The 14073-nt window shown below is 61.6% G+C and carries 9 protein-coding genes; 4 read left to right on the plus strand and 5 right to left on the minus strand.

Going from position 1 to position 14073, the window contains the following annotated elements:
• The first annotated feature begins 20 nt into the window (after positions 1–20).
• Positions 21–1889, plus strand: coding sequence for a peptidoglycan D,D-transpeptidase FtsI family protein (locus tag ACFSR7_RS31105; protein ID WP_378168368.1), 1869 nt, complete (start codon positions 21–23; stop codon positions 1887–1889).
• Here the strand turns inward: ACFSR7_RS31105 and ytvI are convergent.
• The gene (gene ytvI, locus ACFSR7_RS31110) at positions 1798–2967 is read right to left on the minus strand and encodes a sporulation integral membrane protein YtvI (protein WP_378168370.1); all 1170 of its coding nucleotides are present in this window, start codon (positions 2965–2967) and stop codon (positions 1798–1800) included. The genes ACFSR7_RS31105 and ytvI overlap by 92 nt on opposite strands.
• A gap of 248 nt (positions 2968–3215) precedes the next feature.
• On the opposite strand from ytvI, the gene ACFSR7_RS31115 reads away from it, so the two are divergent.
• A complete protein-coding gene (locus tag ACFSR7_RS31115; protein WP_378168371.1) occupies positions 3216–4709 on the plus strand; it encodes a polysaccharide deacetylase family protein in 1494 nt (497 codons plus the stop codon).
• Between the two features lie 733 nt (positions 4710–5442).
• Here ACFSR7_RS31115 and ACFSR7_RS31120 read toward each other — a convergent pair.
• The 4 genes from ACFSR7_RS31120 to ACFSR7_RS31135 all read right to left on the minus strand — a co-directional run bounded on the left by ACFSR7_RS31120 (position 5443) and on the right by ACFSR7_RS31135 (position 9595).
• A complete protein-coding gene (locus ACFSR7_RS31120; protein ID WP_378168373.1) occupies positions 5443–6144 on the minus strand; it encodes a G1 family glutamic endopeptidase in 702 nt (233 codons plus the stop codon).
• Positions 6145–6377: 233 nt separating this feature from the next.
• Complete coding sequence (gene ilvD, locus ACFSR7_RS31125) at positions 6378–8048, minus strand: dihydroxy-acid dehydratase (protein WP_378168799.1); 1671 nt, start codon at positions 8046–8048, stop codon at positions 6378–6380.
• A gap of 208 nt (positions 8049–8256) precedes the next feature.
• Positions 8257–8922 carry a 3'-5' exonuclease gene (locus ACFSR7_RS31130; RefSeq protein ID WP_378168375.1) on the minus strand — a complete coding sequence of 222 codons (666 nt, stop codon included), beginning with the start codon at positions 8920–8922 and terminating at the stop codon, positions 8257–8259.
• 178 nt (positions 8923–9100) lie between these two features.
• On the minus strand, positions 9101–9595 hold the full coding sequence (locus ACFSR7_RS31135; protein ID WP_378168377.1) for a DUF2269 family protein: 495 nt from the start codon (positions 9593–9595) through the stop codon (positions 9101–9103).
• A gap of 223 nt (positions 9596–9818) precedes the next feature.
• Between ACFSR7_RS31135 and ACFSR7_RS31140 the strand changes: the two genes are divergently transcribed.
• Positions 9819–11024, plus strand: coding sequence for an exonuclease SbcCD subunit D (locus tag ACFSR7_RS31140; protein WP_378168379.1), 1206 nt, complete (start codon positions 9819–9821; stop codon positions 11022–11024).
• Positions 10981–14073, plus strand: a complete 3093-nt coding sequence (locus ACFSR7_RS31145) for an AAA family ATPase (protein ID WP_378168380.1) — start codon at positions 10981–10983, stop codon at positions 14071–14073. Before ACFSR7_RS31140 ends, ACFSR7_RS31145 begins: the two co-directional genes overlap by 44 nt.

Below are 14073 nucleotides of genomic sequence, written 5' to 3' on the forward strand. Positions count from 1 at the left end.
AGACGGGGAAGGGATGGCCGTTGAACGATCCGGTGCCTGCTCGGATTTTTAAAATCATGATCGTGCTGGCCGCCATTTTTGGCGTAATGGAAGCGAGACTTGCGTGGGTGCAGCTTGGAGGCGGCGGCCGGAGCGAAAACGCTGTCGCGGGTCTGTCCAAGCAAGCTTATCTGCAGCATTCCGACCCGCTGGAGCTGGACAGCGGCCGCGGACAGTTTGTCGACCGCGACGGCCGCCCGTTGACCGGCAGGACGATTCGTGCGCTCGCCGCCTACCCGACCGGCGGAATGCCTCGCGGGTCCGACAGTCGGCTGCAGGTGCTGGCGGATACGCTTGGAGCGAACGCTCAACAGGTGGGCGCCTGGCTCGAAGACGTACGTGAGCCGCTCGTATGGAAAGGGAAGACGGGCACGGTCGTCGCACTTACGGAGACGCAGGAACGGCAAATCGGCGCGCTTAGGCTGACCGGCGTCGCCGTGGTGCCCTATGTCGACCGCTACGGGGCGGAGCAGGGGCGTGGGCAGGCGCTGCAGGCGATCGGCTATACGGCGCAGGATCCCGCGCGGCTGACGAAGCTGTACGCCAAGGAGCTGGCGGCGGGAAAGGCGAGAACGACCGACCCGATCGGGGAGGCCGGCCTCGAGCTGTCGCTGGACAGGCTGATCCGGGGCATCGGCAGTACCTTCGCGGTCGCGACGACCGACGGCGCGCGGCGTCCGCTCGCGGGGATCGGCATGCGAATCTCGGGGCCGGCGAATCCGCATTATCCGCTTCAGGTCCGAACGACGATCGATGCGGACGTGCAGCGTGCGGCGGAGGCTACGCTCAAAAAGCATGGCATTAAGGAAGGCGCCGTTGTCGTGCTGGACGTGGAGCATGCGGATATCTTAGGCATGGTCTCGCTGCCTGCCTTCGAACCGGCGCAGATCGGCATGGCCGGCACGGACGAGCGCAACCATGCGCTCATTGCGGTGCCGCCTGGTTCCGTATTCAAGACGGTTACGCTCGCTGCCGCGCTCGAGGCAGGCGTCACAACGCTGGACGAGACGTTCCGCTGCGCGGGATCCTATGGCAGGTACGGGCTGAACTGCTGGCTGCATGGCGGTCATGGCGTGCTGACGGTCAAGGAGGCGTATGCCCAGTCGTGCAACGTCGTGTTCGCCGCGCTCGCCGAGCGGCTCGATCCGGCGCTGCTCGCGGAGACGGCGGACAAGCTGGGGCTCGGACGGCAGATCGGATGGCAGATCGGCTCTTTCGTCGACGGCAAGCCGCTGCGCCTGCTGGAGGAGGAGCAGCCGGGCGCGATATTCGCAACGCCCGAGGCCGGGAAGGACGGGGGCGTAAGGACAGGGACGGGCATCGGCCAGCGCGACGTGAGAGTGACGCCGCTGCAGGCGGCCAACCTGGTCGTAACCTTGCTGCACGGCGGTCGCGTGCAGGCGCCGCGGATCGCGACGGAGATCCGGTATGCCGACGGCGGGCTGCTGGCGAACATGCCGGCCCGGGGAGCGCCGTCCGAATTCGGCAGCATCAAGCCGGCTACTGCTGCCGCCCTGCGAGAAGCGATGCGCGCAGTCGTCACGGAAGGCACGGCCGAGCAAGCGCTCGGGTCAAACGAATGGCCGCTCGCAGGCAAGTCCGGGACTGCGGAGCTTGCCGGCAAGCGGCCGACGCTGAACGATCAATGGTTCGTGGGGTACGGTCCCGCCAAGGGCCGCCCTCGCTATGCGGTATCCGTGCTGCTGGAAAATCGCACGGCCGGCGTCCGCAATGCGGCACCGGCCGTGTTCGGCGACATTATGGACGCGCTTCGTCTGATGGATCGGGCGGAAGCGGAACCCCAGGCACAGTCGTCCCGGATGACGAAGGGTGAAACGGCGAAACGATAAACTCCTCCTTGGGCCAGCGAATCCATCTGTGGAAGTAGCCTTGGTCGTACAACGCCTTGAGCAGGATCATCAGGATCGGCGCCAGGATCAGGCCGGCGAAGCCGAAGAAGGACAGCGATACCATCATAAAGGCAAGCATCGTAAAGGCGGACACGCCCACGGTCTGGCCTGTAATGCGCGGCTCCAGAAACTGGCGGGTCAGCGTTACGACGAGCAGCAGCGCGGAGAGCCAGATGGCAAGGCCCGTTTGCCCGACGATGAACAAATATAAAATCCATGGAATAAACAAGGTGCTGACGCCAAGCAGCGGCAGGACGTCGAAAAACGCCGCGAGGAGCGCGATCGTCAGCGCGTTGTTCACCTGGAGCGCGAGCAGGGCGACCAGGATGACGAGAAACGTGATGCTAATCAGCTTGAGCTGGGATTTGAGGTAGGCTCCGATGCCTTTGAATACATTTTCGCGCAAGAAGGTGAATGCGGTCTTCAGCGTCTTCGGCGAACGCTGACCGGCCAGCCGTTTCCACATATCGATCTCGACGCTTAAGAAATAGGCCAGAATAAGCGCGATCGAGAAATTCAACACGAACGAAGAAAAGGAGCTCACGAAACCGACCGTGCCGTTGAACAGGTTCGTCGCAAGCTTGGTACCGAACTTGACGATATTTTCGGCGGCACCCTGCAGCTTGTCCGCGAGACCGTCGGGCAGGCTGTCCGAGCGCTGCTGAATTTCGGCCGTAATGGCGTGAATCTGGGCTTCGACCTGGGTTTGATATTTGGGCAGCTTTTCGACGAGCTCCGAGGTTTGATGGTAGAACATGAAGCCGATGCCGGCGAGCGCGGCGAGCAGCACGGCCGTGAACAGCAGCACGCTGATGCCGGACGCGATCGCTTTGCGGATACCAAGCTTGTGCAGCCTGCGGGCGAGCGGTTCGATGCAGAGAAAAATAAGAAAGGAAAGGAATACCGGCGTAGCAATCTTATACAAATAACTAAAAGCGAACATGATAAGCCAGACGGTAAAAACGATTAGGGCGATGTCGAACGCGGTCCTCCAGTATTTCTGGTACAGCGAGAGCATTATGTATTTCCCCTTTGTCGATTGGATGAGGCTATGGGTTCTATATTAACCGATTATACGCGGACAAGGCTACGGCGTCTCAAAATCTGAAGAGTTGGCAACAATTCAGCGGGTCGTAAAAGCGTGTCATTAAAAAGATATACGACGCATCGTCAATTTTCGTACGACCTTTTCGTCGACCTATGTTAAAATAAAAGAAGTTGAACGGGAGCAACATTTATAACAGAAAGCAAGATGGTGGAATCGGCATGGACGTCATCCTTTGGTGGGGCTTTTATTTTTGGACTTTTTACGCGTTTTTGCCGGGATTTATCAGCCGGATGTTCGGATTCCGGGTGTTTTCCAAGGGAGTCGCCGAGCGCGAGATCTCGTTGACATTCGACGACGGGCCGCATCCGGTATACACACCGATACTGCTGGACCTGCTTAAGGCGCATGGTGCGCACGCGACTTTTTTTGTCGTCGGCGCGCATGCGGAGAAGCATCCGGACATCGTGCGGCGCATGCACGAAGAAGGACACGACATCGGTATCCACAATTACGTTCACCGTAGCAACTGGATTATGGGGCCGGTCAGCGTCAGGCGGCATGTCGTTCGAACCGGGGACATCGTCGAGCATATTACGGGGATTCGGCCGAGATATTATCGACCGCCTTGGGGCATCGTCAATGTCTTCGACTTCATCGGACGGGGCAAGCCGCAGATCGTGCTCTGGACCGCCTTGTTCGGCGATTGGAAGCTTAAGGTAGGCGCGGAGCGCCTTTACGGCAAGATCAGGCGCAAGCTGCAGCCCGGCGCGGTGCTGCTGCTCCACGATTGCGGCGACACGTTCGGCGCAGACCCCGACGCGCCGGCCAACACGATTGAAGCCGTCGGACGCATCCTCGAGGACGGCAAGCGCGAGGGACTGCGTTTTGTCGGCATCGGCGAGATGATGCGGCAGACCGAGCTGAACAAGGAACGTGCCAAATCCGGCTCCGGCGGACCGAGCGCAATGCCGGCGGCAGGCATCGTCTCTGACGGTCGGACGAAGACGGCGGAAGCGCAGAAGGCAGGTCCGTTCAAACGGGTTCTGGTGGCGGCCTGGATGCTGTGGGAGGACATCTTCGGCTGGCTCTTCCGTCTAAGGCCGATCGGAGACGGCAAGTCGTTTCACTACCGGATCATCCGGTACGGCGGCCCGACGCTTACGCTTGAAGACGGCGGACGGATCGCCAAGGGCGACCGCGTGATGGAGCTGCATTTTGTCAACAAGATGATGCTGGATATCGGCATGAGCTCCCGTTCGGAAATGCAGATCGCCATCCGCGTCATTCAGAGCGTCAAGAAGACGCTGCCGGGCGCAGCCAAGGAGCTGCGTTCGATGCCCGGCGGCGACGAAGTCAAGGCGCTGTACGGCATTTCGATGATCAACCGCGGGTCGGAAGGGTTGGGCTTCGAGACGTTCGCGCTTCAGAAAGGCATTTTTGCCTGGTTTACGAACCGTTATTTACGTCTATTGACCGCCATTATCCACCCGCAGGGCCGGACACGAGTCAAGGCGCACGGCGAACGGATGGAGCCGCGGATGCTTATTATGTCTCGACTGAAGCTCATGCAATGGGAAAAGGGGAGCTATTCGCCCGCCAGGGAGCGCGCCTCTAAAGCCGAGATCGAGCAGGGCATGGCGGCTGTCGGAGCCGCGGGCTTCGGCGGTGCCGAGGCGCGGCCGGGCAGCGAAGGAACGGGCGATCGGGCTTAAACGAGACTAAGGCTAAAGCGCCCGAATAACCAAATGGGACGAAGCAGAGGAATTTCCTGCTTCGTCCCGTTTGCGTTTTTGGTCCATGGATGGTTTCCAACCGACAACGAAACTTACCTTGTCCAGGCCCGGAAGAAAAATTTTTGAAATCCTCGGAATTCTCGAATTTCTCGGGTGCTTTTAATTTGCCCAACCTGCTCTGCGGCTCAATTATACGGCGAACGGACCGTTCATATGTGACCTCGACTCGCGATCGAACGCGATCGAGGCAAAAAGACGCTGTACAGCGTCACATGGCGGGACCTTGGCGTCGAAAGTGGCTAAGAGACGCTGTAGAGCGTCACATGACGGGACCTCGGCGTCGTATGTGGCGAAGAGACACTGTAGAGCGTCACATGACGGGACCTCGGCGACTAAAGTGGCGAAGAGACGCTGTACAGCGTCACATGACGGGACCTCGGCGTCGAAAGTGGCAAAGAGACGCTGTACAGCGTCACATGACGGGACCTCGGCGACTAAAGTGACGAAGAGACGCTGTACAGCGTCACATGGAGGGACCTCGGCGTCGAAAGTGGCGAAGAGACGCTGTACAGCGTCACATGGCGGGACCTCGGCGTCGAAAGTGGAGAAGAGACGCTGTACAGCGTTTCAAAGAGGCGACAGTGTCGGCTGCTATTAACCGATCGGAAGCGTTATCGGCTTGCCGGCGTCCGTAGTTGCACATTCATTCGTTTTAACTCTGCTTCAACCGCCGGCCCCTAACGAGGAAGGCGTCACCGGCCCGGCTAGGGCGGGAAGGGATCGACACCACCCGGTTGTTTTGAATCATGATGCCCCGCTGGTCGAGCTTAAGTCGGGGATTGCGTCCGTTCACGCGGCAGCAAGAGAACGCAACCGGCGTTAACCTTGCAAAGCTGCTGATCGTACTCCCGACTTGCGGGGCTTCAACGATCCACTCGGCGGACGTTCGCGGCCCCTTGTAGGTTTGGACGGTTCGGAATCGCCAGCCCCGCGTTAAGTTTCGCAGCAAGATCGACCATTTGCCGCGCCCTTGGTTTGCGATGACGGCGTACATGCGATCGCCGGGATGGACGGGAAAAGGAATGATTGTCTCGGCAGCGGGCAGTATCTCCCACCAGGCGTAATAGTTCGCGCTGCCGTTTGCGAAGTCGTGTCCCGTGCCGGTCTGGATCAAGCTGGCGTTATTGTAGCCGTCGATGCCGATCCAGGCGGACGAGTAAACAGGCTTCGTCGAAGCTAAAACAAAAGGGACCGTCCAGTACGCGGAAATCCGATTGTACGCGCCTGCACTTCCGGATTGGGCGTAACCGCTCCAGTTGCCGGACTTCCAACCGACAGCCGAGCTTTGAATCTTGTCCGACCGTACGAACTTGCAGGGACGCTGCAATCGAATTTGCCGGATCATCCTGGGCATAAGGCCTCACCGCCTTTGTCGTGATGCTATAAGGGATGCGGCGGGAGGGGGGGACGTATGGGTGAAGTTGAAATTCAGGCGATGATGGAGGGCGCATAGCTCTGGAGGAATAAAGGGTCGGTAGAAGGGGCGATACGTAGGGGCGATACGTAGAGGCGATACGTAGGGGCGATACAAAAAAGAAGCGGGAGCCGTCGGCTCCCGCTTCTTGGGGTGTTCGCGTTAATTGGTCGTTACATCTTCATGACGCCGCCGCGGCTGGCGTTGGTTACCATCGCGGAGTAGCGAGCCAGGTAGCCACGCTTGATCTTCGGCTCGAAGCCCGGCCAGTTCGCACGGCGCCGGTCCAGCTCTTCGTCGCTGACTTCGAGGGTGATCGTACGGTTGTTCATGTCAAGCTCGATCATGTCGCCGTCTTCGACGAACGCGATCGGACCGCCTTCCGCCGCTTCCGGCGAGATGTGGCCGATGGCGATGCCGCGGGAGGCGCCTGAGAACCGGCCGTCGGTGATCAGGCCGACCTTCGTGCCAAGACCCATGCCGACGATCTGCGACGTCGGCGCGAGCATCTCGGGCATGCCGGGGCCGCCCTTCGGGCCTTCGTAGCGGATAACGACGACGTGGCCTTCCTTGACCTTGCCCTCAGCCAGACCGCGCAGCACGTCGTCCTGCGAGTCGAAGCAGATTGCCGGTCCGCGGTGATAGCCGCCGACGGACTTGTCAACGGCGCCGACCTTGATGATCGAGCCGCCCGGCGCGAGGTTGCCGAACATGACGGACAGGCCGCCTTCCTTTGTATGCGGATCGTCGATCGGACGGATAACGGTGTGATCCGTGATCTCGGCATTTTCTACGTTTTCGCGAAGCGTCTTGGCGGACACCGTCATAACGTCGCCCTTCAGCGTGCCTTCCTTCTTGAACAGCTCGTTGATGATGGCGCTCACGCCGCCTGCGTTGTGCAGATCCTCGATGTGGTGGTCGGAGGCAGGCGCCAGCTTGGACAGGTATGGCGTACGCTTGGCCACTTCGTTGATACGCTCGATCGGGTATTCGATGCCGGCTTCATGTGCCAGCGCGAGTGTGTGCAGGACGGTGTTGGTCGAGCCGCCCATCGCCATGTCGAGCGCGAACGCGTTGTCGATCGAGTCAAGCGTGACGATGTCGCGCGGCTTGATGTCCTTCTTGATGAGCTCCATCAGCTGTGCGGCGGACTTTCTGACGAAATCGCGGCGTTCAGGCGCAACGGCGAGGATCGTGCCGTTGCCCGGCAGCGCGAGACCGAGCACTTCGGCCAGGCAGTTCATGGAGTTCGCCGTAAACATGCCGGAGCAGGAGCCGCAGGTCGGACAGCCGAACTGCTCGAGCTCGGTCAGGCTCTGCTCGTCGATCTTGCCCGTCATATAGGCGCCAACGCCCTCGAAGACGGAGGTCAGGGAGATGGCGCGGCCGTCCTTGGTGCGGCCGGCCTTCATCGGTCCGCCGCTGACGAACAGCGTCGGGATGTTGACGCGCAGCGCGGCCATCATCATCCCGGGCGTGATCTTGTCGCAGTTCGGGATACAGACCATGCCGTCGAACCAGTGGGCGTTGACCATCGTCTCGACGGAGTCGGCGATGATCTCGCGGCTTGCGAGGGAATATCGCATGCCGATGTGACCCATCGCGATGCCGTCGTCGACGCCGATCGTATTGAACTCGAACGGAACGCCACCCGCTTCGCGGATCGCTTCTTTGACGATTTTGCCGAATTCCTGCAAGTGAACGTGACCCGGTACGATGTCGAGGTAAGAGTTGCAGACGGCGATGAACGGTTTGCCGAAATCTTCTTCCTTAACGCCCGCGGCGCGCAGCAAGCTGCGGTGGGGCGCGCGGTCGAAGCCTTTTTTGATCATATCGGAGCGCATTTTGGAAGCCATGATGTGAATCCCCCGTTTCTTATGAATGCCGTGCGTAGGACCTGGGTAGGACAAGTGCGAATAGAAACAATTTTATCACATGATGGCGCCTAACGGCTACTGTGCCGCCAAGGCGATTGCAGGCAATCCCGGGCGGAGCTCCGATGCACGAACGCCCCCTGCCGGTCGGCAGAGGGGCGCATGTCGATTCAAGGCGTCAATGGTCCGGATCGGAAGGCAGCAGCCCCGAGAGCGCCGCAAAGGGCAGGTTCTCGAAATGGCCCGTCTTGTAGACGACTTCGGATTCGGTCTGCGGCTCCTCGGCCGGTTTGTTGCGCCGGAAGGTCAGGCGATCGTGCAGCTTCACGAGCACCTGCGCCGTATTAAGCGCATCGTCGAGGGCGCGGTGATGGGAGCCGGAAAACGGAATCTCGAGCATCTCGAGCGCGGCCTTAAGCCCCATCTGCTGGTGCTTTTCCAGCTTGAACACTTTGGACAGCATTTTCTGCAGATTGTTGTGGTTGACCATCCAGTTCGTATCGATCTGCATCTGGCGGCATTCCTGGAGCAGTTGACGCAGGTCGTCGGGTCCCCAGGCGCACAAGTAATATTCGTCGGGACCGATCCAGGCGACGAAGGCGGCGAGCGCATCGGGAAGCCGGCTCGCGGCGTCGACATCGTCCTGGGTGATGCCGGTGAAAGCGGTCGTATCGGTCGAAAGGGTCGGCACGACGGTCGGCCTGACAAAGGCTTGAAACGTATCGAGAATGCCCGGAACGCCGTCGACGAGGCCGATCTTGGCCGCCCCGATCTCGATGATCTCGGCAATCTGTCCCTTTTTCCGGCGAACGGTCATTTCCAGGTCATATACAATGTAAGTCAAGGAATCACACCTCAGGCCGTTCGCGCGGCGCTGCGCCCCGCGGAACATCGCGTAGTAATAGTCCGGCTTTACGTATTATAGTCCTCCGGCAATTATTTGTCATGGTATTCACGGCAAAATGCCGGCAGCCGTCCCGCGGAAGGGACGATCGCCGGCACGGGCCGCACGGAAAAAAGCATTAAAGCGTAGGCTTGAAAAACATAAGAAGGAAAAGGACGATACCGAGGACGGTTGCCACATAATTGATCGCGTTGACCTTGGCGACGCCGGCTTGAAGCTCGGTCGAGGCTTGCCGGTCGGCAGGGCCTGTGTCGGCTTGCGCTTTGGCCGCGACGCCGGCTGCCGCACGAGCCATAAAGGCGATGACGACGATCTGGATGAGCACGTAATCGGCGATGGCCGCGATAATCCACAGCTGGTCCCAGCCGTAATCGCCGAGCCAGACGAGCAGCAGGCCGGACAGCACGGCGAGGGAGCCGAGAATTTTAGGGAACATTTCGAGCTTGGCGGACAGCCGCAGCGAGTCGCGGAGCTGACCGAGCGTCTGACCCTTGCGCAGCAGGACATGGCCGAAATAGGTCGGGCCGATGCCGACGATCGCAGAGATCACGTGCACGGCGACGAGCAGGCTAAGCCAATTTTCCTCCAGATATGCGTATCCAGTTAAAGACATTTTTTAATCGTTCTCCTCTCGTATAAGCGGGTTAATTCCATGCTAGCACGGTATTTTTATGGGGGCTGTCACCACTTTTCATGACGGATATGCATGACGAGTCATATTGGAAATCGCGATTTTTTTTGCGTGAAATGACACGGCATGAAATCCTTTCCGTGCCGCATCGTGCGCGAACGGTGATGTATAATGAAAAAAAAGAATGACAAGAAGGTGTTTGTTTTTGAAATTTTTCCATACGGCGGATTGGCATCTGGGGAAATTGATCCAAAATGTATACATGACCGAAGATCAACGCTATATGCTTGAACAGTTCATGCGCGATATCGAGACGGAGCGGCCCGACGCGGTCGTGATCGCGGGCGATCTGTACGACCGGGCGGTGCCCCCGACGGACGCCGTCGGCCTGCTGGACCGCACGCTGCAGCGCATCGTGCTGGAGCTTAAGACGCCGGTGATCGCCATCTCCGGCAATCACGACAGTCCGAGCCGGCTCAACTTCGGGAGCGGCCTTATGAAGGCGGCGGGGCTGCACATCGCCGGCGAATTCGACCCGTCGGCAAGCCCCGTCGTGCTGCGCGATGCGCACGGATCGGTGTATTTCCACCTTGTGCCGTTTGCCGACCCGGCCGCCGTGCGCCTCGCGCTGGGCGACGAGACGATTCGCTCCTACGACGGCGCAATGGCCGCGATCGCAGCGCGAATCCGCGGAACGATGGACCCCGAAGCGCGCCATGTGCTGGTCGGACATGCGTTCGTGACGCCGCGCGGCGAGGCGGAGCCCAACACGAGCGACTCCGAGCGGCCGCTCTCGATCGGCGGCACGGAGCACGTGAGCGCGGCGCATTTCCGGGGCTTCCACTATACGGCGCTCGGCCATTTGCACCAGGCTCACTTCGTCGGCTCGGAGACGGTACGCTACGCAGGTTCGCCGCTCAAGTATTCGATCTCCGAAGAGCGCCACCAGAAGGGCTACCTGATCGTGGAGCTGGATGGGGAAGGCAGCGCCTCGGTCGAAAAGCGGGTGCTGGTCCCGCGGCGCGACATGCGTACCGTGCGAGGTTACATCGACGAGATCGAGCGGCAGGCGCCGAGCGAGGATTACATATATGTCAGGCTGCTGGACGAGGCGCCGGTGCTGTCTCCGATGGAGCGCGTCAGATCGGTCTACCCCAACGCGATGCACGTAGAGCGGGAGCTGGCGATGCAGCAGGTTGCGGCCGCGGCCGAGGACGGGATTGCGCCTGGCGGCAAAGCCGGCATGGACATGCTGACACTGTTCCGCGCCTTCTACCAGGAGGCGAAGGGCGGGGAGGCGTCTGCGGAGACGGAGCGCCTGTTCTTGGCCGCGCTGCGCGATATCGAAAACGAGGAGGATGAGCGTCATGATGCCGGTGCGGCTGACGATGACGGCGTTCGGGCCGTATAAGGACAAGGAAGTCATCGACTTCGCGGAGCTGTCGGGCAACCGCTTGTTCCTCGTGTCGGGCAATACGGGCGCGGGCAAGACGTCGATTTTCGACGCGATCTGCTTTGCGCTGTACGGCGAAGCGAGCGGCGAGGACCGCAGCGACGTCCGCATGCTGCGCAGCCAGTTCGCGTCGGACGACCTGTATACGTCCGTCGAGTTCGAGTTCGAGCTGAAGCGCCGGACATACCGCATCCTGCGGCAGTTGCCGCATGTAAAGACCGGCAACAAGAGCGCGACCGGCGAAAAGTATGAATTCGTCGAGACGACGGGCGACGAGGAGACGATGATGGTCGATCGCCATGCCGTCCGGCAGATCAACGAACGGATGCAGATGCTGCTGGGACTGACCAAGGACCAGTTCAGCCAGATCGTCATGCTCCCCCAGGGCGAATTCCGCAAGCTGCTCACTTCGGATACGGAGAATAAGGAAGAGATCATGCGGCGGATTTTTCGCACGCATCTGTTCAAGTTCGTCGCCGAGTATTTGAACGAGAAGCGAAAAGCCTCGCAGTCCGAATGGGAGCTCGCCAGGCGCGACCTCGACATGCATGCGGCGAACCTGAAGCTGTCGTTGGCGCAGAGGGAAGACTCGGCGCTCGCGCGCGTATTCGGCCAGGAACACTTCAACGTGCATCAGGTGCTCGAGGCACTGGACGAGGAAATGGCGTATTACGAAGGCGAGAAGGCTGCCGGGCAAGTCCGCCTCGACGAGGAGAGCCGTCTGCACAAAACGCTCGTCGAACGTTATCATGCGGCCGCGAGGGTGAACGAACTGTACGGCGAGCTGGACCGCAAGTCGGGAGAACGCCATTCGCTCGAAGCCAGCATTCCTGAGGTGGAAGAGAAAAAACGAAGGCTTGCCCTGGCGGAAAAGACGCTGCCGCTCGAAGTCCGGGAGCGGCTGTGCGAGAGCGCGCAGGCGCAGGCGAGGGCGGCGGAGGGACTCCGGCAGTCGGCCTCGGAGGCATCCGCTCGCGCGGCGGCCGAGCTAGCCGCGGCGCAGGAGCGCCATGCGCAGGAGGAGGGGCGCGCCGGGCAGCGCGAAGCGCTCGTACGCGAGCTTGAGCGGCTAGCGCGCGACCTGCCGACGGTCCGCGAGCTGGAGGAGCGCCGCGTGGCGCTCGGCCGGCTGGAGCGCGAAGCCGCGGCGGCGCTGCGGGAGCAGCAGGCGGCGGAAGCTGCGGCCGCAGCCCGGCAGGAGGCGCTCAAGGCGCTGGCGGGGCGTGCGCGGCAGACCGAGGAAGCGGTGCGGGAGCTGCCGGGGCTCTCCGAGCGCTTCGAGCGGATGCTGCAGGAGGCGACGCTGCTGCGCGAGTACGTGCTGCTCGTGCGCGCGGCCGCGTTGCAGGCAGAGGAAGAAGCGGGGCTTCGCCTTGCGCATGAGGAAGCCGCCAAGCGCTACCTGGCGCTGGAAGCGGGTTGGCTCGAAGGCCAGGCCGGGCAGCTGGCCGCGCATCTGCACGACGGCAAGCCGTGTCCGGTATGCGGCAGCGAGGCGCATCCGCGTCCGGCCGAACCGCCGACCGACATGCCGACGCGCGAAGCGCTCGATCGCCAGCGTGCCGATAAGGCTGAGCGCGAGACGTTGTATCTGGCGGCCAAGACGAAGCGGGAGCACACGGCCGCGCAGCTGCGGGACAAAGCGGGCGAGATCGATCGAAGCGGGCATGACCCCGGGCAGGCGGAGGCAGCATACGCGGAGCTTGTCGAGAACGGCAAGCGGATGCGCGTCCGGGTGGACGGGCTCAGGGCGGAGCAGGACGCGCTGGACGAGCTGCGGCGCAAGCTTGCGGAGGAGGAGACCGCGCTGGAAGCCGCGGGCGCCGACAAGGAGCGCCGGTCGGCCGTATCGCAGGAACGGCGTACGGCCTATGCCGCGGCGCAGGCGGTTTACGATCGGACGCTGGCCGGTCTTCCCGAAGGGCATCGGACGCTTGAGGACCTTCAGCGGCTGCTCCGCGAGGCGGAGCAGGCCAAGGAGCGTCTGGACGCGGCCTGGCGTATCGCGCAGGAGCAGCTGCGGCAGGCGGGCGAACGCCACGCGGCCGCGATGGCGCACCTGGACGGCGCGGAGCGCCAATTGAACGAAGCGAAGGCGCGGCTGGCGGAGGCGCAGGGCGACTTCGCTGCGGAGCTGGCGCGGGCGGGCTTCGCCTCGGAGGCGGATTACCGGGCGGCCAAGCTGCCGGAGCGGGACATCGCGGACATGAAGGCGGAGATCGAGCGATTCATGGCGGGACTCGCGGCTGTCGTGCGGCAGATCGAAGAGCTGGTCATCCAGCTTCAAGGCAAGGAACGCGCCGATCTGGCCGCGCTCGCAGAGGAAGCGGAGCGGATGGAGCGGCAGGCGGAGGCGACGCGCCTCTCTCTGCGCGAGGCGCAGGAGTCCGTAGATAAAGGCGCCGAAGGGCGCGCGAATTTGCTGGAAGCGGAGAGCAAGTGGCGGAAATCGGAGCGCGATTTTCAGCTCGTCAAAGATCTGTACGACGTCGTGCGCGGCGACAACCGGCACAAGATTTCGTTCGAGCGCTATCTGCTCGTCGAGTTTCTCGACCGCATTCTCTCGGCGGCCAACCTGCGGCTGCGGACGATATCCGGCGGACAATTCTATCTCGTGCGCAGCGACCGCCGGGAAAAGCACGGCAAGCAAAGCGGGCTCGGGCTTGACGTCTTCGACAATTACACGGGCCAGCTTCGCGATGTGAAGACGCTCTCCGGCGGCGAGAAGTTTAACGCGTCGCTCTGCCTCGCGCTCGGCATGGCTGACGTGATCCAGGCCTACGAGGGCGGGGTGTCGCTCGAGACGATGTTCATTGACGAAGGCTTCGGCTCGCTCGACGAAGAATCCCTCAGCAAGGCGGTCGACACGCTCGTCCAGCTCCAGCAGACCGGACGGATGATCGGCATCATTTCGCACGTGCAAGAGCTCAAGCAGGCGATTCCGGCCGTGCTCGAGGTGAAAAAATCGGCGGACGGCTGCAGCTATACGAAGTTCCGCATCAGTTGA

The sequence above is a fragment of the Cohnella sp. GCM10020058 genome, from assembly GCF_042683485.1.
In the GTDB taxonomy this organism is placed as follows: Bacteria; Bacillota; Bacilli; order Paenibacillales; family Paenibacillaceae; genus Cohnella.